The 20,752-nt window shown below is 42.2% G+C and carries 16 protein-coding genes and 1 pseudogene; 9 read left to right on the plus strand and 8 right to left on the minus strand.

Translation table 11 applies throughout. From position 1 onward, the window contains the following. Nucleotides 1-188: 188 nt before the first annotated feature. Complete coding sequence (locus tag MgSA37_RS24545; RefSeq protein WP_096355952.1) at nt 189-788, plus strand: recombinase family protein; 600 nt, start codon at nt 189-191, stop codon at nt 786-788. Nucleotides 789-794: 6 nt separating this feature from the next. Here the strand turns inward: MgSA37_RS24545 and MgSA37_RS24550 are convergent, their stop codons facing one another. Then, complete coding sequence (locus tag MgSA37_RS24550; RefSeq protein WP_157750720.1) at nt 795-1,034, minus strand: hypothetical protein; 240 nt, start codon at nt 1,032-1,034, stop codon at nt 795-797. Nucleotides 1,035-1,275: 241 nt separating this feature from the next. Here MgSA37_RS24550 and MgSA37_RS24555 point away from each other — a divergent pair, with 241 nt between their 5' ends. Continuing rightward, complete coding sequence (locus MgSA37_RS24555) at nt 1,276-2,316, plus strand: DNA cytosine methyltransferase (RefSeq protein WP_096355956.1); 1,041 nt, start codon at nt 1,276-1,278, stop codon at nt 2,314-2,316. Between the two features lie 27 nt (nt 2,317-2,343). Next, nucleotides 2,344-3,861: a hypothetical protein gene (locus tag MgSA37_RS24560; protein WP_096355958.1), complete on the plus strand. Its 1,518-nt coding sequence runs from the start codon at nt 2,344-2,346 to the stop codon at nt 3,859-3,861. A 6-nt stretch (nt 3,862-3,867) separates the two neighbouring features. Here the strand turns inward: MgSA37_RS24560 and MgSA37_RS24565 are convergent, their stop codons facing one another. Beyond that, nucleotides 3,868-4,479, minus strand: a complete 612-nt coding sequence (locus MgSA37_RS24565; RefSeq protein WP_096355960.1) for a hypothetical protein — start codon at nt 4,477-4,479, stop codon at nt 3,868-3,870. Nucleotides 4,480-4,559: 80 nt separating this feature from the next. Further along, nucleotides 4,560-5,591, minus strand: coding sequence for a recombinase family protein (locus MgSA37_RS24570; RefSeq protein WP_096355962.1), 1,032 nt, complete (start codon nt 5,589-5,591; stop codon nt 4,560-4,562). Between the two features lie 60 nt (nt 5,592-5,651). Between MgSA37_RS24570 and MgSA37_RS24575 the strand changes: the two are divergent. The 5 genes and pseudogenes from MgSA37_RS24575 to MgSA37_RS24595 form a co-directional block, all read left to right on the plus strand. Beyond that, nucleotides 5,652-6,353 (plus strand): annotated as a pseudogene (locus MgSA37_RS24575) (YifB family Mg chelatase-like AAA ATPase); the annotation flags it as partial. Nucleotides 6,354-6,714: 361 nt separating this feature from the next. Beyond that, a complete protein-coding gene (locus MgSA37_RS24580) occupies nt 6,715-7,494 on the plus strand; it encodes a hypothetical protein (RefSeq protein WP_157750721.1) in 780 nt (259 codons plus the stop codon). Nucleotides 7,495-7,587: 93 nt separating this feature from the next. Further along, nucleotides 7,588-8,202 carry an MFS transporter gene (locus MgSA37_RS24585; protein ID WP_096355966.1) on the plus strand — a complete coding sequence of 205 codons (615 nt, stop codon included), beginning with the start codon at nt 7,588-7,590 and terminating at the stop codon, nt 8,200-8,202. Nucleotides 8,203-8,758: 556 nt separating this feature from the next. Beyond that, a complete protein-coding gene (locus tag MgSA37_RS24590) occupies nt 8,759-9,436 on the plus strand; it encodes a hypothetical protein (protein WP_096355968.1) in 678 nt (225 codons plus the stop codon). 475 nt (nt 9,437-9,911) lie between these two features. Further along, nucleotides 9,912-10,319, plus strand: coding sequence for a hypothetical protein (locus tag MgSA37_RS24595; RefSeq protein ID WP_096355970.1), 408 nt, complete (start codon nt 9,912-9,914; stop codon nt 10,317-10,319). Nucleotides 10,320-10,563: 244 nt separating this feature from the next. On the opposite strand, the gene MgSA37_RS24600 is transcribed toward MgSA37_RS24595, so the two are convergent. From MgSA37_RS24600 to MgSA37_RS24620, 5 genes are all read right to left on the minus strand, one after another. Then, complete coding sequence (locus MgSA37_RS24600; RefSeq protein WP_096355972.1) at nt 10,564-12,252, minus strand: GMC oxidoreductase; 1,689 nt, start codon at nt 12,250-12,252, stop codon at nt 10,564-10,566. A 157-nt stretch (nt 12,253-12,409) separates the two neighbouring features. Continuing rightward, on the minus strand, nt 12,410-14,569 hold the full coding sequence (locus MgSA37_RS24605; protein ID WP_096355974.1) for a c-type cytochrome domain-containing protein: 2,160 nt from the start codon (nt 14,567-14,569) through the stop codon (nt 12,410-12,412). A 204-nt stretch (nt 14,570-14,773) separates the two neighbouring features. Next, nucleotides 14,774-15,799 (minus strand): 6-bladed beta-propeller, encoded by a 1,026-nt coding sequence (locus MgSA37_RS24610; protein WP_096355976.1) that lies wholly within the window; start codon nt 15,797-15,799, stop codon nt 14,774-14,776. A gap of 125 nt (nt 15,800-15,924) precedes the next feature. Then, on the minus strand, nt 15,925-17,382 hold the full coding sequence (locus MgSA37_RS24615) for a DUF1501 domain-containing protein (protein WP_096355978.1): 1,458 nt from the start codon (nt 17,380-17,382) through the stop codon (nt 15,925-15,927). A gap of 3 nt (nt 17,383-17,385) precedes the next feature. Beyond that, nucleotides 17,386-19,701: a PSD1 and planctomycete cytochrome C domain-containing protein gene (locus tag MgSA37_RS24620; protein ID WP_096355980.1), complete on the minus strand. Its 2,316-nt coding sequence runs from the start codon at nt 19,699-19,701 to the stop codon at nt 17,386-17,388. Nucleotides 19,702-19,837: 136 nt separating this feature from the next. Between MgSA37_RS24620 and MgSA37_RS24625 the strand changes: the two genes are divergently transcribed. Beyond that, the gene (locus tag MgSA37_RS24625) at nt 19,838-20,689 is read left to right on the plus strand and encodes a hypothetical protein (protein ID WP_096355982.1); all 852 of its coding nucleotides are present in this window, start codon (nt 19,838-19,840) and stop codon (nt 20,687-20,689) included. Nucleotides 20,690-20,752: the final 63 nt, after the last annotated feature.

The raw sequence follows: 20,752 nt of genomic DNA on the forward strand, positions 1-20,752 counted from the left end.
TCCCAGAACTCACCTATTGTAGTTTAATTATGTTCAACGATGATAGGGAGAAACAAAAGACATAAATTGTGCTTCCCTTTTATTCATAACTTAATGTGTAGCATATTAAGTTGCCCACATAATGGCTTTTTATGAGGCAATATGGGCGTTTTGCTTTATTTTTATTGTGACATTAAAAACAAAACAAAATGAGAGTAAAATATAATAGGACCTCTACAATTCAGCAATCAGGAAATCGCTTTACAGCAGATACCGATATATACGACTTAACGCTACATGACAGAATATCCGGAAAAATTTCTTGCGCGGATCGTCCGAAATTTAAAGAACTAGTCACGCTGATAGAGGCTGGTAAGGTCGATGAATTGGTAGTAGAAGAATTTAGTAGATTAGGACGTTGCACATCAGATGTAATTTCTACGTTAGCATGGTTAGATGAAAAAGGTATCAATGTTGTTATACGAAATAATGGACTTCAATCAAGACCTAATGGTATTAAGAACCCAATATGGTCGATGATTTCGTCGGTGATGGCCTCAATTTATACATTAGAGCTGGAAAATATAAAAGAACGCACAGCCGTAGGTCGCATGATTTACGTTCAAAACGGAGGGAAATTAGGCAGGCCAAGTGGATCAATCGAGAATGATAAATCATTTTTAGAAAAACCTAAATCTATTCAAATTATGAAAGGTATAAGGAAAGGCTTAACAATTCGTGAAATCAGTAAGTTAAATTCTGTTTCTTCTTCAACGATTATTAAAGTTAAATCGCTCATGGAAGCTTAATAAAAATTAGGCGGATTCCTCTCTGTTTTCTTCAACCTGTCTTAAAAGAATTTCAATTCCTTCTTCTCTAGTCATAATGTTCCCTAATTCTTTTAAAGACTGTTCATCATTATAAATCCCATTAGAGTCATTCCATGATAACCAGTCAATTATATCATTTCTACTCATACCATTGACGAGAGCTATCAATTGCTCTTCTGAAATACTTGTCAGTGATTCACGTTTATAATAATTCCAAATACTCATTTGTTTTTTTATAAGCAAGATACGGACTAGATTCTTGGATTTTGAATTAACTGAACTTTAATTTAAATAGTCACGTCTATAAACTTAAGCAACAAACTCATTTGATTTCTTGGTTTACCCTTTAATAATGGAAATTGAGTGTATAAATGTTAATTTGTTATAAACTTTTGTAGGGGGCATTTAGCGTGTTTAGATATTTTAATCTATATTAATCGGTATGTTTGTTTGAAAATTATTTTTTATGGCATTAAATGCAGTTTCTCTTTTTGCTGGCGGTGGTGGTTTGGATTTGGGTTTTTCGGCTGCAGGATTCAACATAATTTACTCAACAGATATTGATACCTACTCATGTGAAACTCTAAAATTAAATCAAGGTCGGCAACCCTATTATAATGAACATTTAGTTGAAGCGACCGATGTTCGGTCTTTGGATAGTAAAGATATACTTAACAAAATTGCCAGGACAAAAGAAGATATAGATTTTATAATTGGAGGTCCACCCTGTCAGGCGTTTTCAGTTTTTGGAAAACGTAAAGGATTAGAAGATCCACGTGGAAATTTAGTATATGAATATGCAAGAATTATCAACGAACTGAAACCAAAAGGTTTTCTGTTTGAAAATGTTTCTGGGTTGAAAACAATTCATAATGGCGATTTATACAAAGAATTGATAGAAGTTCTTTCTTTTAACGGAGAATATACCATTAGTGCTTTCGAGTATGATGTTGCTAATTATGGTATTCCTCAATTTCGGTCTAGAATAATAATAATAGGGACTTCAAATGGTGTAGAAGCCAGCCGAATGATACAAACCCATAAAGCCAATCAACCGGGATTGTTAAATAATTTACGTCCATATACGACAGTTAAAGATGCGTTGCGCGAATTGCCGCTTCCAACCGAAGGAAGTGCTTATAATCACATCGGAAGAGAACATAGCCAAAGAATTATTGACAGGTATAGAGGACTTGAATTCGGCGAACGCGACCCTTTAACTCGAATAAATAAACTACATCCAGCTAGACCTAGTTATACAATTATCGTTGGTTCAGATAAAGGTGGTGGTAAAGGACATGTTCATCCGCATTATCCTCGAGAAGTTACACCAAGAGAAAGTGCTCGAATCCAAACATTTCCAGATTGGTGGGAATTTTATGGCACGGGTAGACATGTAATTCGGCAAGTTGGGAATGCTGTCCCACCTTTATTTGGTAGTTTGTTAGCAAGTCATGTAAGAAAAGAGGTTTTTTTGATGACGATGTTGCCGGCTATGATGAATTAACAGAAATACTAGACCTATCATATCTAAATGTTAATCAAGGATCTTTTCAGTCATAAAATACATTCTAGTAGTGATGACTGGCCGTTAAAATTAATTGAAATAGCCAGTGTATTTGCACGCTTTGACGGATTACCATTCGATAGGTCAGCCATCGAAGAAAGTTTTAAATCAATTAGCCCAAGAGCTTCAATTGTAGCGAGAGACCCATCTAAATATCGGGATGAGATAAGTGCATATCCCGCCTACTTAGGTTTATACCGTTTGGAAAAAGAAAGCGGAAAATGGATTTTACGTTTAAGTGAAACAGCCAAGCGATTTCTTATAGGGGAAGAGCCTAATGTTTCTGCTTTCATGATTTTACAATTGTCAATGTTTCAATTTCCAAATGGCAATGGGGCGAGCTTTTCGACTAATAACGTAAGGTTACAAAATAATGCAAGTGAACGGACATTAATGTTTATCCAAAATGGAATACATTTATCTCCTTTTAGATTAATATGTAAAGCATTAATAGCTGATTCGATTATTAACGGAATTGATTCTCTACATCCGAGAGTATCCGTAGACGAAATTTCCATTCTGTGTAATGATAGTAGAATAAACAGAAGTGCCTCTCCAGATATTGAAGATGTAGTTACCCTATTAAATGGTATTAGAAAGAATGATATTCCTCCAATACCGGGCTTCGAGCGTAGACTTCATATCCTTAACCACACCGATTTAATTGAGGTTACAAATGGGTGGATATATTTAAGGCCAGCGTATTCACCGGCAGATGAAGCTCGTCTTGTAAAATTATTGACATTGGTGAGTTCAATCGACCTGCAATTTGACAAATTTGATTCGATACAAACGCATAATGACCTTCAAAATGCGATAGGCGGTGGTGAATGGTCTAAATATTTCGATGGGGTAGTTCAACTACCGTCTGATCTAGTTCAAGAGGTAGCAGGTGAAATAATTCAGGGCAATGCTATTCCTATTTCAATTTCAGCAAATGAAACAGATGAATTAGTTGCTGATAATAAGGCAATAGTATTTAAATATCCATTGCGTGAAAGAGGGTCAGAACCTTCTTACAGCAATGAGGGTGCTTATCGAAAAAGTGTGTTGGCAGACCCGGAGGTCACACGTGTTAAACGGCAAAAAAGCAACTTGCAACATAAGATTCTTATGTCGCAATTAGATGAACATTTAAGGAAACTGGGCGCTACACCAAAGGAAAATGAACATATTGATTTATATGCGGAATTATCCGCCGATACAGGATTCTTATTTGAGGTAAAAAGCGTTCATTCAGAAAATCTGTTAAGCCAAACTCGTAAAGGTTTAAGTCAACTATATGAATATCGGTTCAGATATTCCGAAGATATATTAAAGAACTCAACACTATGTTTGGTGTATCCCTATGAGCCTACTGAAATAAATTGGCTTCAAGATTATCTATGTGTTGATAGAGGAATAGCAATAGCGTGGTTTGACAACGAAAATTTTTGTTTTCCAACCTACTGTCAACCAAAACTCGGCCAGTTAAAAAGTGCATAATATCGATTATTCATCCTTTCGCACGTGATAAATTGAGTTATAAGTGTGACCAGTTTCCGCGTGCTTGTGATTTATTTGACCGATTAACAATCGTTCTCCGACTATTCCTATCCTATGCCCATTAGGTTTATATCCAATCTCATATTCTTTATCCAAAAGAACATCAGTTAGCTTATCAAGTTTGTATCGAATATAAATCGCATGTTTCGGGGTTATTTTAATTCCACTAATTAAAGCTCTAATTATTGATTGCTTTTCCTCGAAATTAAGAGACGTATCTTTGATTTTTTCCGTAAAGTTCTCTATTACTTGTAATACTGACTCTTTTTGGTGCAACGAATTTAATTTGCTTAGGAAGTGGTCTTTATTACCCTGATTGTGAGATAATTCATTTAGATACTCCATTCTTAATGGATTATATTCAATATCAGTCAACTTCCCCTCATTGTAGCGTCGATTTAAATTTAATAGGTTTTTATTCAATTCTTCAATTTCTTTCTCACTCTTATGTAGCAAATCTTTAAAGGTTTTTATGTCGTCACCTTCCTCCATATTTTTAAAATATTCTAAAACATTTTGCTTTATTTTTTTTACTTCACTCCAAACTAAATCATCCAAATATTCAATAGAAATGCCGTTTGTCCCACAGAATTTCCCTTTATATCTTTGACTTAAACAACAATAAGCGTTGTCTCTTTTTATATCAATTCTTTTTTACCATAAAAGGACTGCCCACACTGACCACATTTAATTAATCCTTTCAAAAGAAACTTATTTACCGTTGCCCCGCTCTTGCTATATGGGGCTTCTCTAAAGTGTTTTTTGTCTTCTATCAAATTTTGAACAGTATCGAAAACTATTGGATCTATAATGATGGGGGATTCCACAGTCAATTCTCGGTATCTTCTCTGCCCCTTATAAATTGGATTTTTCAACATTCCTAAAACAGTTTTATCTCGCCACCTAAAGTCATCGCCTGATTTAATCACTTTCCCTTCCGGAATAACCTCTCCATTTGCTTTTCTCCTTTCACCTCTTTTTATTGTCATTTGGCCATTCTGAATTAGGTTTCGTCTTGTTGGTATCTTGTTCATGTTTAAATAGTCAGCAATCACAAACGTTCCTTTTCCATCTATATACATTTTAAATATTAACTCAACTACCTTCGCTTCTTCTGGATTTATAACCAACAGTTTTTTTACCTTTTTATAACCATAGGGCAAAAGCGGACCTCCGCCAGCGTTGCCCTCTTTCGCACTTTGCACAAGTGCTCTTTTTATTTTTATTTGAGTTTGTATCCGGTAATAGGAACTTGTTAAACCTTGAATTCTTGACATGAATTCAATATTTGGATCTTGTAAATTTAATTCACCCGAAGGCGTAAATATTTTGATTCCTGAAGATTTGAAAATTGATATGATTATTTGAGGTTCTTCATATTTTCCGTCCCTACTCCATCTATCTATATCAACTGAAAACATTCCGCCTAATTTTCCAGCATCAACGTCCAACATAAGTTGTCTCATACCAGGTCGGTCTAAATAGCTAATCGAACCGCTTTGAGCAGAATCATCATAGATGGTATAAGTCCATCCTAGTAAATTTGCTTTACTAATTCCGCTCTCTCTCTGTTCATGTGTAGAAATTCCTTCGTTAGCTTGCTGTTGTGTCGAAACTCTTATGTAAATTCCCAAATGATTTGGCAGTGTTTTAAGCTTATTTTTAGCCATATTGAAGTATTTTGTGTCAAATATAACTGTAAATCAGACGGAAACAAAAGATATTCAAGGGATGTGGCCCTGGTAGGCGGAGGCAGCAACCCCCAGCCCGGCGAAATCTCGCTGGCCCATAACGGCGTATTGTTTCTGGATGAACTGCCTGAATTTAAACGCAGCGCCCTCGAGGTAATGCGCCAGCCGCTGGAAGAACGCCGGGTAACCATTTCCCGCGCCAAGTTTACTGTCGATTACCCCAGCTCATTTATGCTTGTCGCAAGTATGAACCCCTGTCCCTGCGGCTATTTTAACCACCCCGAGAAGGAATGCGTATGCCCGCCGGGCGTAGTGCAAAAATATTTGAGCAAGATCTCAGGGCCCTTACTTGACCGCATCGATCTGCACGTAGAAGTTACCCCGGTAAACTTTAACGAACTGGCCAGCGACCGCCTCGCCGAAAAAAGCGAACTTATCCGCGACCGGGTGATTAAAGCCCGCGAGATCCAGGCCGAACGCTTTGGCAGCCGGCCAGACCTGCATGCCAACGCCCAGATGAGCCCCCAAATGGTGCGCGACATCTGCAAAATTACCCCTGCCGGCCAAAACCTCCTCAAAAAAGCCATGGAAAAACTCGGCCTGTCCGCCCGTGCATACGATCGCATTTTAAAAGTTGCCCGCACCATCGCCGACCTAGCCGGCAGCGAAGAAATCCAACTGGAGCATTTGGCGGAGGCTATCCATTTCAGGAGTTTGGACAGAGAGGGCTGGGCGGGGTAGGTTTGAATAATGAACACCGAATTTTGAACCTGCCTGCCGGCTGGCAGGTAATGAATGTCGAAGTGATACTTCGGCGTTGGACATTCGAAATTCATTATTCGATATTGTTTTCAGCTGTACGAAAATATCGTACAGCTGAAATTTAAAGTAGTAAAAATTCGAAGTTATAGATAGAGATATGGGAAATTGTCCGAAAAAATCAGACAGTTGGAACATGCATAGGCCTTCAAAGTGCTGGGATGAGTTAGTTACAATTTGTAACTGACCAGGATGCCCACGGATGTGGTAGTAGTGGAGACATAGTCTCCGGGCATAGTTATCCGTAGTGGGACACTGTGGACCAGGTAAGTAAAATGAAACGATGAGACATAGGATAATCATAGTTCTCTTCTTCACATTAGCGCTGTTTAGATTAACAGCGAATGCCCAGGATTTTGTAAAAACAAAAGAGGATAACGACAGTAAAAAAGATGCAAAGAAGTTTACACTCAGGTCCATGGATGGTAAAGTTCAACAGGTTCATTTGGTGCCGGATTACTTCAGGCATATTTTAAGAATTAGCTGCTTAAAGGATACCATAACCGATTATGATTTCTGGGGAGTGCCGGTTGAAACGCGCATCTTAAACAAACAATTCCTGGAGATCAAATATGCCGTCAGGGGAGGTTCGGGTATCGGTGCCCAAGATATAATGCTTTTATGCGTCAGTAATAACAAACTGTGTGAATCTCTGCACGCGCAAAGATTATTAACAGGGGAATCAGGCGACGGACAAGAAAATTATAACATAAAAATTGTCGCGCTGGAAGGCGTTAATAATAAGACTTACAAACTTATTGTGGATGTCCATGATGCCCGTAATTCAAAACGCGATCCCGCGGCAGATTATAATTACAACAACCAAACTACTTTGAGTTTTGATACAAACCGGAATGTTTTTTACAGCATCAAACAGGATTTGTATAATAGTTTTATCAATATGTACAATCCCAAAAATCATAAAACCTTTAAAAAACCAATTGGGGGCAATTTCCCTGCAAGTATTTTAGGCAAGGAGACCTACTACTTTATAAAAGGCGGATGGTATCAGTTTGCAGACAATAAGGATTTGTATCCATATGCGGCAGGTACGACCAAATGAGAGTTGATGGCGGGAGTTGTATATTTCAGGAGTTTGGATAGAGAGGGATGGGCGGGGTAGTGTATTAAAAACTAATCTTAAAAGAGCAGCAAAATGGAACTCAATAAAAACAAACGAATTGTAATAATTTTTACCGCGATCTTTCTCGGATCGGTATTGGCGATTTACCTGCTCGATAAACCAAATGGTTCAATCATAAATTACCTGCCCTACATCAATGGGGCTGTTTTTCTTATGGTCGGCATCTTTGCCTTCCTGCTTACCTTTAAGTTTTATAAACCAAAATATAAAACGGCAGAGCAGGCATTGAGAGTTGATAATTTACTCAAATCATGGGGTAAATTGGGAAAGTTTGGTTCGATCTTTATGATCCTGTTTGGCGCTTATAATTTAATCTGGCACGACGCCAATATGTACCGTCTCAGCAGTCGGGTTGAAAATAACAAATGGACCGAAAAGGATAGGGAAAAACTCTTAAAGATCTACATAAACGGCTTGAGTTCAAAAGACAAAAAACATCCCCAATTAGTGGTTGATTATAGTACCTGTTCGGTAGATATGATAATGAAGCGGCTGACCAGGCAGCAATATATCGATGATTTTGCTTTGCCGAAAGACGAACAAAATAATATTTTCGAACCTATCGTTAAAGATTGCTCCGATACTTACCATCGTCGCGTTGATAGTGCCGATAATAAGCAGAAATAAATAATTTAACCCTATGCGAACTGCAAGATATATTGTAATTATCATGGCGCGGCTAATAAGTTCCTCTCCAACTGGAGCATTTGGCAGAAGCCATCAATTTCAGGAGTTTGGATAGAGAGGGGTGGGCCGGGTGATTTGAATATCGAATGCTGAATATCGAATAATGAAGTTAAATTTCGACATTGGAAATTCAACTTCATTATTCGATATTATTTTCAGATGTACGATATTTTCGTACATCTGAAAATTAAAGCAGTAGAAATTCGAAATTATAGATATGGATATGGGAAATTATCCAAAAAAATCGGACTGTTGGAATAGGCAAAGGCCTCCAAAGCATTGAAATGAGTTAGTTGCAATTTGTAACTGACCAAAATGCCCATGGATGTGGTAGTAGTGAAGAAATAGTCTCCAGCCATAGTTATCCGTAGTAGGACACTTCGGACAGCGAGGTTGATGGCTTTACTAAATAAAGCATGCCGCGTCTCAAGCGGTAAAAAATACAAAGGTTAATGTGCATTATAGAATAAAAGCGCGCAATCAGCAATAAACTAATATGAACTATAAAATACTTTTAAACTTAGGCGTCGGATTGATTTTGTTCGGATGCAATTCTAATATTAAATCTAACAATCAAAAAAAAACAGACGCGGCTGTTAAAGCAAAAGTTGCGGCAAGAACTGGAACTGAAGAGGTAAAATTCACTGATAGTAATAAAAACAAAGAGGAGATCCAGGCGCTTACCAGGCAGATGCTTAAATGGGCCGGCACTAAAGGTGCAATTGAATTGCTCCCGGCTTTAAGCAAAGACAGCATTTGTGTTGGATTTGATTTTGATAAGGAAAAGCTGAACCTTGAGAAGCTAAGGAAAACAGAATTTTTCGCTGACGAGTTCATAGATAACTATGACCATATTATCCATACACTCGACAAAAAAATAAAAAACAACGAGTTCGGGAAGTGGAATGTTTATGAACTCCCGACATTTAATTTTGCTAATGATGCGAGCCCTTGGTGTTCGTGCCAGGATAACCTATCGTGGGATAAAGTAGCGGTTGAAATTGTAAAAATTGATGATGATAAAGGAGAATTGAAATGGAACTGGGGTAAACTTGATCCCGGTACAGATCAAAGCTGGAAAGATTTTTCCTACCCTTTTAGGGTGGTAAAAGTGGATGGCAAATGGAAGATCTCCTATTTGCAAGGTTTTGATTATAACGAAAGCATTAAATGATGGTGAAATAAAGCCCGTATTTGCTGCGGAGGAATTTTCGTCCCCGCAGAAGACCCAACGGGAAAATACTTGATCAACCAGCAAACTATTATACGCGCCGCTGACGGATAGCTAATTGCCACTGCTACATTCGCTTCAATTTTGCCGCGAAGAAAATGACGCAGATCATATTTTATTCGCCGCGTTAATAGTACATTCAATCACTTAATACTTTAATCGTGAACCTGTACTACCTTTCCGTCCCCGCAGGGTCTCTCGCAGAGGACCCTGCGCCGCGTACCAGGTGGAGGAAATTGCTTATTTTTAAACCATGATCGGCACCCGGCATGAAATAATCGAAGATACCTGGTTTGTCACCTTTACCCGCCACGACTGGCTGCCTCTATTTGAGTTAACCGACTCCTATGACCTGGTTTAGAAATGGCTGAAACTAATCGACGACAAATACCAGATTAAAACAACAGGGTTCCTCATCATGCCCAATCATGTTCACGCACTGCTTTATTTCTCCAACCTTAATGTGAATTTAAATATCATCATAGCCAACGCCAAAAGGTTTATGGCTCACGACCTGGTAAAGCGGCTGAATGATCAGCAGCGTACAGATGTGTTGAATTTGTTGGCAGCGGCATGTACTGAAAAAGAGCGTATTAAAGGCCAATTACATAAAGTATTTGAGCCCTCGTTTGATGCGAAACCGGCTTTTACAATTGATTTCTTGTACCAAAAGCTGGATTATATTTGTCATAACCCGGTTACAGGCAAATGGCGGCTTTGCCAGGAATTTACAGATTACCCGCATAGCAGTGCTGCATTTTACGAAACAGGCATTTCGCATCCATTCGTAAACATATATGATTACCGGAAATACTGGTTCGATTGATCGAAATTTGATGTATATCCAGCGCAGGGTCCTCTGCGAGAGACCCTGCGGAGACAGAAAAGTAATCATGTGATTCCGTTACTGTTTCAAACTCGTTAATTTTTCCCAGATGTTCCTCTAATTTCTTTTTGGTCGGGTTAGTTAACGCCAATAGTAAAAGGACAGCACCAACGATATTCAAAACACTAATTTTCATTGCTATAGGGCCTGTCAGGGTAATTAAACAGATCAACGTTAAATCGGCTCAAATATTCCCCTTCTTCATCTCCTCTACCGCGTGATGCGCCGCCCTGGCCGCAAAGGCCATGTACAAAATCGAAGGGCTTTGATTGCCGGTACTCGTCATACACGCCCCATCAGTTACAAAAACGTTATTGCAAAGGTGCATCTGGTTCCATTTGTTGAGTAGGGATGTTTTGGGATCGTTCCCCATCCGGCAGCCACCCATTTCGTGGATGTCCAAACCCGGCGCCTGGTGCGTATCCTTTTTGGTGATTTTTTTTACACCTGCAACCTCCAGCATTTCGGCGCTTTGCGTTAAAAAATCGGCCACCATTTTATCGTCGTTATCATCATAACCAATAGAAGTGATCAACTGCGGGATACCCCAGGGGTCTACCTGGTCGGTACTCAGGCGGACATGATTGGCTTCTTTGGGAATGGTTTCGCCCTGCATAAACATCCCTGCATACCATGGCCCCGGTTCGGTGATGGCGTCTTTATAAATTGCACCAATACCATCCCCACCTTCTTTATAAGCCGGACCCCGACCAGAAAACACAAAAGTTAAAAACCCGCCCAGGTAATCGGTATCCTGTTTGTGCAGGTTGCGGTAATTGGCTATAATAGGATTGGTTGGGTTACGACCGAAGTAGTATCTGTCCTCAAAACCGTCAACCGTCCCTCCCACGCTCGCCCGGTAATTCTGGAAGGCCATAAATTTGCCCAGCAGGCCATTGTCATTCCCCAGTCCATTAGGAAAGCGGTGCGATTTGGAATTGAGTAAAATCAAATTACTGTTTAAACAGGCCGCGTTTAAAAATATCACCCTAGCATAGTAAGTAACTTCCTGTTTGGTAATGGCATCTATGATTTTAACACCCGTTACCTTTCCTTTTTGCTCATCATAAATAATGGAATGCACTACTGAATGCGGCCTAACAGTAAGATTACCCGTTTTTTTGGCCCATGGCAATGTGGACGAAACTGAGCTAAAATAGCCGCCAAAGGGGCAGCCCCGGTAACAAAGGTCGCGGGCATAACAATGGTCGCGTCCCTGTTGTTTGTGGATCTCCTGCGGACTGGTCAGCTGCGCCCAGCGGGTACGCACCATAAACCTGTCTTTATAACGGGCACTTATTTTACGCTGAATGTCCTGTTCAACACAACTCATTTCAAAGGGCGGCAGGTACTCGCCATCGGGCAGCGCCTCGAGCCCATCCTTGCCGCCGCAAATACCCGCGAACTTTTCCACATGCGAATACCATGGCGCAATATCTTCATACCGAATGGGCCAGTCGATAGCATAACCATATCGCTGCGGCGCCGAAAACTCAAAGTCGCTCCAGCGCTGGCAGGCCCGACCCCAGGTGATGGATTTCCCACCTACCTGGTAGCCCCGGATCCAATCGAATGGTTTTTCCTGGATGTAGGGATGTTCCTTGTCCTTCACAAAAAAATGCTGTGTTGCTTCGTCAAAAGCATAGCACTTACCCACTACCGGGTTTTCTTCGAGGATCTTCGATGGCTCCTGTAACCGGTGCTCAAAATCCCAGGGATCTTTCATCGCCGTGGGGTAATCCTTAATATGTTCAACATTGCGGCCGCGTTCAAGCACCAGGGTTTTCACCCCCAGGTCGCATAATTCCTTGGCCGCCCATCCGCCACTGATACCTGAGCCGATGACGATGGCATCGTATGTAGTTGTTTCCATAAGCCCCCTATAATTTGCGTAGCACTCATGAGTGCTAATAAAAAACAAATAATGACACGAATAATCTCCCCCGGTAGGGGAGACTTTTTTATTTTAGTTAAACTATAAAATAAACTTTCTAAAGCCCTCCCTACCTGAGAGGGTTGGGCTGGGCTCCCTAATTCAAAAATATCTCATCCAAAAACACCCATCCCGGCTGCTTTTTTACCGGGTCCCAAACCGGCAGGTTTTGTATCGGTTTGGCTATAATTTTTAAGCAGGATAATTTCCCCGATGCAGCCAGTTTACATTCCATACCCTTCAATGTAAACGGATCATTTTTCTGAGGTGCCGGCGGTTTCACTGTGCTCAGCAATTTCAGGTGAGCTGCATCCGCTCCGCCCCAAACTTCTATCCCGATGGGTAAAAAAATCTGGCTGCCCATATTCCGCATGCAGTTCAGCGTAACGGTATGCAGATCGACAGGTTGTTTAAACTGCATATAAACCACCAGGTCTTTTTGCGAGCCGATCCATTTCCCATTGCCAAAGTTGTTACCTCCAAGGTCCTTATCAATCAACGTTTTTGCCCCATCGCCACTGTATTTTTCATTCGGCCCGGCTATAAAACTGATGCTATCAGGCGTATAGGTGCTTTTATAAAAGTTTACCTGTAAAACGTCGCTCCCATACCAGCCCGGTTTATAGGCTTTTGCTTTGATGTTTGTATTTTGGGCGATGATTACCCCTGGTTTATAAAGCATTGATTTCACGCTATCCGGGTCAGTTCCGTCCGTCGTATATCGGATGTCTACCCCCTTTATAGGGTGCACCAGTTCAAGCGCTACCGGTTTGGTGATCACAAAAGCTGTATTTTTTACCTGGGGATCATTGAGCCTGATCGGCTTGCCATCGTCCTTAAACCCTTTTATAAAATCGATTTTGGGGTTACTTTTTTGCAGACCGGCAATTTCATTTTCAGGCAGGCCCGTATCCCATAAGGCTACTTTGGTTAGGGTTTTAAGATCAGAGATCGCTTTAATACCTTGCAAATCTAATTTTGTGCCGGCCAATGAAAGCGTTCTCAGGTACTTGAGCGATGATAATACTTTTAGATTGGCGCCCGTAACATCGGTAAAGTTGAGATTTAATATCCGCAAATTTTCAAACCCGGCAATCGTTTTCAGTTCCGCATCTGTTACAGGCATTTTGTTCAAATCAAGTGATACCACCTGCATCTTTATGCCACTCAATTCCTCCAGCATTTTTGGCTGATAGGTTTTTTTGTTATAGATATTAACGCCAAGTGCCGGTGAATTTTGCGCCCATGGATAGATTACCCGGTAATTATTGTTGAGCTGTTTGATGGTTTTGTCATCCGCCGCCGCGAAATCAAATTGCTCTTCCGTTTCTTCCGCCGGTTTTAAATAGTTTGCGGCAATTATCCGTAAAGAATCACTGGCCGGCAAATCAATCACCTTCTTTTTAAAATCAGCGTTTTCCTTTATCCACAGGTACAGCAGATTCATTTCATCAGTGGTTAACTGGGGTTTGCCGGATGGTGGCATGTGTTTCTTCTCACCATCGGGCATATGGATGCGCTGCAGCAGCAAACTCAATTGCGGCTGGCCGGCAACAAACAGTTTGCCATCTTTGCCACCTTTTAGCAACGCTTTTTCATCCGTCAGCCGCAGCCCACCTTTGGTTTTATTAGGGTTATGGCAGCTATTACATTTGTCTTCGAATATCGGTTCAACCACATCCCTAAAAACCAACGCTTTATCAATCGGTACCAGTTTCTTTTCCGGATGCCAAACCGGGGCCAAAATAAAATTTTCGCCGTGGGTGATGTCAGCACCGTAATGCCCGGCAACCACAAGGCAAAGCACCACCGCAACGGCCCCCGACCTTGCAATTTTTTGGTTATACCATCCCTTGCTCCTGCACCAGTAAATCAATGTCGAAACAAAAACAACTATAACGCCAAACCATTTGTGCCACTGTACGGTGTCGCCGTCATAGCCTTGCTCCTTCGATAAAAACAGGCCCATAATTGCCGTTAAGCCAGCAAACAAAGCGCCGGTTAGCCATAAGTAGGTGGTAAACTCCTGGTATAATTTTTCTGTGCTGAATCTTTCTTTAAACCTGAAAAATTCCAGCACCATCGCCATAATCAATACAACTATGGGAAAATGGATAATGAGCGGATGTATCCTGCCCACCGGCTGGAGCCATTGCGGAATGACTATGCCACCGCCAAATAACAGGAAAAAGATGATAAATATGTTCAGGGCGAATAACAGGTTTTCAGCAAAACCTTGGTAGCGGGTTTTTATCATCTAATAGTTATAACTTAAATTCTGGCGTATTTTTTAAAGTCTCATCAAATATCCTTCGCATTATTGTGGCGAAAGCCTCTACCTGCTTTTCACTTTATCCGTCCCTTAAAAGGGACGGCAATGAATTTATTTTCAATTCATTGCCGTTGGCTTTAGCCAACGGGTTACCATCAAACCCGCAATGGCTTTAGCCAAATTCGCGTATTACACCCTGGTAAATTTATAAGGATACACCTTGCCCGATGCCCACTGCGCCACATACAAATTCTCGTCGTCATCCACACAAACATCATGGGGGTTTAAAAATATCTTTTCGGCCTGGGCCATAGGCTGCAGTACGCCATCCTTGTAAACCGGTTCGGTGCCACCTAAATTGGATACGACCTTATTATTCTTGTCCAAAATGGTGGTAAAGCCAGAGTTTTCGTGGTTTAAATCAGGCGAACGTAATACGGCGGCGTATAAATGATCGCCTTTTATTACCGGCCGGCAAACGCAGGCCCCCGGCAACTTGATGATCTCTATCAATTTACCATCCAGGCTGAACCGTTTAAAACAATTCCGTGTGCGGTCGGTAATTAAAAGCGTGGGTGTAGCCTGCCTGCGGTCTATCAGTATCCCGTGAGCGTTATCAAAATGTTCGTCGCCATCGCCCCTGCCACCCCAAAAATTGATCAGCTTGCCATTTTTATCATAATGCATGGTATATTGTGCACCGTAACCGTCCGCAATAAAAATATCGCCGTTGGTGTCAATCGTGGTTTCGGTAGGGATAAATTCCTCCGCTTTTTTGTATCTGCCGGTTTCAAGCGGCACATCAATGGTCATCAAAATGCGGCCATCCATGGTGGTTTTATACACCTGGTGTTTTACGGTATCTGTTATAAATAGAAACTCCGTACCATTTTCATTTACCAAAGTCAAGCCATGTGCGCCCGGGAATTCATGCCCCCAGGTATCCAGCAGCTTACCCGATTTATTGAAGATGAGCACATTGTTCTTTGTCTCGTTAGTTAACAGCAAAATCCTGCCTTTCGAATCCTGCACCATCTCATGGCAATCATTTACCGGGTTTTTCATCGGGTCGGCTTTTGCCCAGGCGGTATCCATCCGGTAACGCATATTGCCGTGTCCATACACCGGTCCGTCGTTTTTTGCCAGCAAATCCTTCGTAATAAAAAATGCTGCCGAAAAAGCCGCTGTTTGTTTGATGAATTTTCTTCTTTCCATGACACGATTTTTATGATTTTAAAGATTTTTATGATTCCTGTTGCCTGAACTATTTATGATAGGTTTTACGGATCGCCGCCGATTAAAAAAAATCCTGCTAATCCATAAAATCCTAAAAATCGTGTTCAGACTAATATTCCCTTTACCACATTCCCCGCCACATCCGTTAAACGGTACCTGCGGCCCTGGCTTTTAAAGGTTAATTTTTTATGGTCGATACCCAACTGGTTCAATATCGTTGCATGAAAATCATGCACATGCACCGGATCCTTAATAATATTATACCCAAACTCATCCGATTCGCCATAAACTAAACCCGGCTTAATGCCGCCGCCAGCCATCCAAATGCTGAAACAGCGCGGGTGATGGTCGCGGCCGTAGTTGGCTTTTTCCAGTTTGCCCTGGCTGTAATTGGTCCGGCCAAATTCGCCGCCCCAAATCACCAGCGTTTCATCAAGCAGGCCGCGTTGTTTCAGGTCGGTTACCAGCGCTGCGGAGGCCTGGTCAACATCTTTGGCCTGTCCGGCCATTTCCTGCGGCAGGTTGCTGTGCTGGTCCCATCCCTGGTGATACAATTGCACAAAGCGCACACCGTTCTCCGAAAGTTTGCGCGCCAGCAAACAATTAGCTGCATAGGTACCCGGCACCAAACAATCCGGACCGTACATTTTTACAATATCATCCGGCTCTTTGGATACATCCATAATCTCAGGCACTGCCGATTGCATCCTGTAGGCCATTTCGTATTGCTGGATCTTGGTGCTGATCTCCGGATCGCCAAATTCTTTATAGGATATGTCATTCAGTTCGGCCAGTTTATCCAGCATCTTGCGGCGGTCGCGGCGGTCAATCCCGTCCTGGTCATTCAGGTATAAAACCGGATTTTCGCCGCTGCTAAACTGTACCCCCTGGTGAATTGAATCCAAAAAGCCATTACTCCAAAGTTTTGAATATACGCCCTGCCCGTTGCCCTTACCTTTTGACAGTAAGACAGTAAAAGCAGGCAGGTTTTTATTCTCGCTACCCAGGCCATAGCTCACCCATGAGCCCATGCTGGGGCGGTTACCCTGTTGCGCGCCTGTTTGGAAAAATGTTAAGGCGGGGTCATGGTTGATCGCCTCGGTATACATCGACCGGATGATACAAATATCATCCGCAATTTTACCAATATGCGGAAACAGGTCACTCACCCACGCTTTTGATTCGCCATATTGCTTAAAATCATAAAAAGAGCCTATTAGCGGAAAAGATTTTTGGTTAGCGGTCATCCCTGTTAAAATCTGGCTACCCCGAACGGATGGCGGCAACTCCTGCCCCATCATCTCCCGCAATTTCGGTTTATAATCAAAAGACTCCAGCTGTGAGGGCGCCCCATCCTGAAAAAGATAGATCACCCGTTTAGCTTTAGGAGCAAAGTTGGGGATCCCCGGCACAAAATCAGCCTCACTGTCTGACCCTATCCCGCTGAAAAGATCAGGGATCAGCAAAGAGCCAAGCGCCATACTGCCCAGGCCTAAACTCAACCTTGATAAAAAACGCCGCCTGTTAATATTGAGGCGATGCTCTAAAAAATCTTTTTCCATAGATCAGGTTTTTGTAATCGCTTCTTCTAAGTTATAAATAGCATCCACCACTTTCATCATCGCCGCCAGGTTAACTTTATTTAAATTGTCCGGCAAGGGATATTCGCCCACGTTCAGCACTTTCCCGGCCGTTTGCAAATCCATTGCTTTTAGTTCCTCGTTATAATAACTATCCAGTATCGCCTGCTCCTTATCGTTTGGTTTACGGCAGATGATCAAGCGAAACGCTTTGTATACTTTTTCCTTTGAAGTGCTTTTTTCCTGTAATAGTTTGGTGGCTAAAACTCTTGCCGCTTCCAGCACAGTTGGGTCGTTTTCCATTAGCAAGGCTTGTAAAGGCGTATTTGTTCTTAGCCTTTTTACTTCGCATTGATCGCGGTTGCTGGCATCAAAAATGGCCATCTCAACCGGTGGAACCGTGCGTTTGATCAGCGTGTACATTCCCCGCCGGTACAAATTCGGGCCATGCACCTGCCTGTAATTCGCCAGTATCCCCCGGCCGGAAGTAGCGTTTTCCCATAAGCCCGCCGGCTGGTAAGGGTTTACACTGGGGCCGCCAATCGTCTTGTTCAGGATCCCGCTGCTGGCCAATACCATATCCCTTACAAATTCGGCCGGCAGCCTTGAACGCGGGCCACGGGCCAGGTAGGTATTATCCGGATCGATCTTTAATTTATCGGGGCTTACTACTGCCGATTGCCGGTAAGTTGCCGACATCACCAGTTGTTTTACCAGCCTTTTGATATCCCAGCCGTGGTCCATAAAATCAACCGAAAGCCAGTCCAATAATTCCGGGTGCGATGGCAAATCGCCCTGCATCCCAAAATCTCCAGAACTTTTAACGATCCCTTTACCAAAAAACTCCTGCCAGGTTTGGTTTACAAAAGCCCGGGCCGCAAGGGGGTTCTTCCGGCTGAATAACCACTCCGCCAAACCCAGCCTGTTTTTAGGGAGGCTGCTGTCAAATGGTAATATAGCTTTTGGCGTACCGGGCTGCACTTCATCACCATGGGTGTCATAATTGCCGCGCTTTAAAACATAGGTTTTACGGTAAACCTCACTGTCGCCCATTACAGATACAATGAGCTTACCGGTATCCTGCTTATTTACAAATTTCAGGATGCCTTTTACATCATCATTGGTCACCTGCATCATCGGCCTTTTTGCATAAGTCTCAGGGCCGCCAACGGTGCTTTGTATGCCGGGTTCCTTCACCTGGTTAAAAAAAGCAAACAGCTGGTAATATTCCTTTTGCGAAAAAGGGTCGTATTTATGGTCGTGACAATGGGCACACTCAATGGTAACCCCCAGCAGCGCTTTACCAAAGGTGTTGGTACGGTCGGTTACATAAGCTACGCGGTATTCCTCATTAATCACACCACCTTCTTCTGTAATCTTGTGGTTCCTGTTAAAGCCAGTTGCCAGTAATTGTTCTTTGGTGGCATTGGGCATCAGGTCGCCCGCCAATTGCCAGGTGATAAATTTATCATAAGGCAAATTCTCATTAAATGCATGGATCACCCAATCCCTCCATGGCCATTGTGTGCGGTAATTGTCATCCTGGTAACCGTGCGAGTCGGCGTATCGCGCCACATCCAGCCAATGCAAAGTCATTTTCTCGCCATAAGCCGGGCTTTTCATCAGTTCGTCAACCACTTTCCCGTAAGCATCGCTGCTTTTATCAGCCAAAAACCTGTCCATCATGTCCAGGCTGGGTGGTAAACCTGTAAGGTCGAAGCTTACGCGCTTTAGCAGGCGCTCCTTATCCGCTTCCGGATTAGGTTTCAAACCATATTGCTCCTGTTTCTGAAGAATGAAATTATCTATCGGGGTTTTTGGCCAGGCTTTATCCTTAACTTCAGGCAGGGGGACGACTTTTGGGGGGACGAATGCCCAATGCTTTTCAAATTTAGCGCCCTGTTTGATCCATTTTTTTACCAGGTCAACCTCGTGTGGCGTTAGCCGCTTCAGGTTTGAGTTTGCCGGCGGCATCATTTCGGTGGTATCATTGGTAGATACCCTCCTGAACAGTTCGGACATTGCCGGGCTGCCCGGTACCAGTACATGCGCATTGGGATCATCCTTTAATGCTTTAAAGGCACTTTCGGGCATATCCAGCCTCAATCCGGCCTGGCGTTTGCTGGCATCCGGCCCATGGCATTTATAGCATTTATCTGAAAGTATGGGGCGGATGTTGAAATTATAGCTTACCACATCCGGCATCTGCTCATCAATATTTGAGGGATGATTGCAGGCCCAGAACATGCCCAAAATGCTTGCAGCGCACAAAATCAACAACAAGTACAAATGCCGTCGCATAATTTAGTTTAATAATGAGGTATTACCGGTTTATAACAAAAAATAAATTTAAATAATAAAATGTGAATTTAACATTCGTAAGAAAGATAATACAAAAACATTTTTAAATTTGAATTGAAACCTTAACCAAAATTCAATGAAAAACGACGAACTGCCCGACAAGCCCCTAAGCGACGATCCTGAAGAAAATCTGCGTATGGAAAATGAATTGCTGCGCTTAAAACTAAAAGCTGAACTGGGCGCAGAATCACACCATATCTCCAATATCGATCCCGGAATTGAAAATGAATTCCTGAAAAACGTATTAGCCTTTGAGCAGAATTTCGCCCATGCAAAAGCAGCAAAAGTATTCGACCTGGTTGGCAAACCTGCCTTTATAAAAGCGGTGGACCTGACGGATGAGCAGTTAGAAGCCGCGTTAGAGGAAATCACCGGTCTGCTGTCCGAAAACAACATTGAAATATATTTTGGCGACAATGACGAGTATGACAATCGTACAAAATACTGTTTTATTACCGAAGAACTGTTTGATCACGAAACCACCTTTATGCCGGTGGCTGGCATGACCACCTGTTTTGACTACGAGGAATTTCATCCCAATCACAGAAAGGATATCGAAAACAGGGCGATGGGATTTTTGTCTGAATGGTTTAAAAAAAGCCTTAATGAAAAAAGCTGGGAGCTGGCCAATGAATTTATTCTGCCCGACCGGCACATATTAAGCAAGGCCGACGTTGCTGCGCAATTAACCCGCATTTTTGATTCCTATACAGCGTTCAAAGATGAGAAATACAAGATCTTTGATATCGGCTTTCAATTGACTGATGACACCGGCATAGGCCATGCGGAAGGCGGCGTGCGTTACGATGCGGTTTTAGAGAGTGGCGAAATTGTCAAATTTGGCGGCCCATTTAAATTGTATATGACCTACGAAGGCGGCTGGTGGAGTATATTTCATATTGTTTTTCCGGGGTTCGAGTATTTTTGACAGGGCGTGTGCGATTTCATATATTTGATACAGGCTTTCGATTGTGTCATCGAACCGCTTTAA

Origin of the sequence: Mucilaginibacter gotjawali (assembly GCF_002355435.1) — a bacterium.
Taxonomy (GTDB): Bacteria; Bacteroidota; Bacteroidia; order Sphingobacteriales; family Sphingobacteriaceae; genus Mucilaginibacter; species Mucilaginibacter gotjawali.

What these genes read in the sequence shown, in the direction of transcription:
- MgSA37_RS24545 (WP_096355952.1), top strand. Translation starts at nt 189, where the DNA reads ATGAGAGTAAAATATAATAGGACCTCTACAATTCAGCAATCAGGAAAT.
- MgSA37_RS24550 (WP_157750720.1), bottom strand. Translation starts at nt 1,034, where the DNA reads ATGAGTATTTGGAATTATTATAAACGTGAATCACTGACAAGTATTTCA.
- MgSA37_RS24555 (WP_096355956.1), top strand. Translation starts at nt 1,276, where the DNA reads ATGGCATTAAATGCAGTTTCTCTTTTTGCTGGCGGTGGTGGTTTGGAT.
- MgSA37_RS24560 (WP_096355958.1), top strand. Translation starts at nt 2,344, where the DNA reads ATGTTAATCAAGGATCTTTTCAGTCATAAAATACATTCTAGTAGTGAT.
- MgSA37_RS24570 (WP_096355962.1), bottom strand. Translation starts at nt 5,591, where the DNA reads ATGGCTAAAAATAAGCTTAAAACACTGCCAAATCATTTGGGAATTTAC.
- MgSA37_RS24580 (WP_157750721.1), top strand. Translation starts at nt 6,715, where the DNA reads ATGAGACATAGGATAATCATAGTTCTCTTCTTCACATTAGCGCTGTTT.
- MgSA37_RS24585 (WP_096355966.1), top strand. Translation starts at nt 7,588, where the DNA reads ATGGAACTCAATAAAAACAAACGAATTGTAATAATTTTTACCGCGATC.
- MgSA37_RS24590 (WP_096355968.1), top strand. Translation starts at nt 8,759, where the DNA reads ATGAACTATAAAATACTTTTAAACTTAGGCGTCGGATTGATTTTGTTC.
- MgSA37_RS24595 (WP_096355970.1), top strand. Translation starts at nt 9,912, where the DNA reads ATGCCCAATCATGTTCACGCACTGCTTTATTTCTCCAACCTTAATGTG.
- MgSA37_RS24600 (WP_096355972.1), bottom strand. Translation starts at nt 12,252, where the DNA reads ATGGAAACAACTACATACGATGCCATCGTCATCGGCTCAGGTATCAGT.
- MgSA37_RS24605 (WP_096355974.1), bottom strand. Translation starts at nt 14,569, where the DNA reads ATGATAAAAACCCGCTACCAAGGTTTTGCTGAAAACCTGTTATTCGCC.
- MgSA37_RS24610 (WP_096355976.1), bottom strand. Translation starts at nt 15,799, where the DNA reads ATGGAAAGAAGAAAATTCATCAAACAAACAGCGGCTTTTTCGGCAGCA.
- MgSA37_RS24615 (WP_096355978.1), bottom strand. Translation starts at nt 17,382, where the DNA reads ATGGAAAAAGATTTTTTAGAGCATCGCCTCAATATTAACAGGCGGCGT.
- MgSA37_RS24620 (WP_096355980.1), bottom strand. Translation starts at nt 19,701, where the DNA reads ATGCGACGGCATTTGTACTTGTTGTTGATTTTGTGCGCTGCAAGCATT.
- MgSA37_RS24625 (WP_096355982.1), top strand. Translation starts at nt 19,838, where the DNA reads ATGAAAAACGACGAACTGCCCGACAAGCCCCTAAGCGACGATCCTGAA.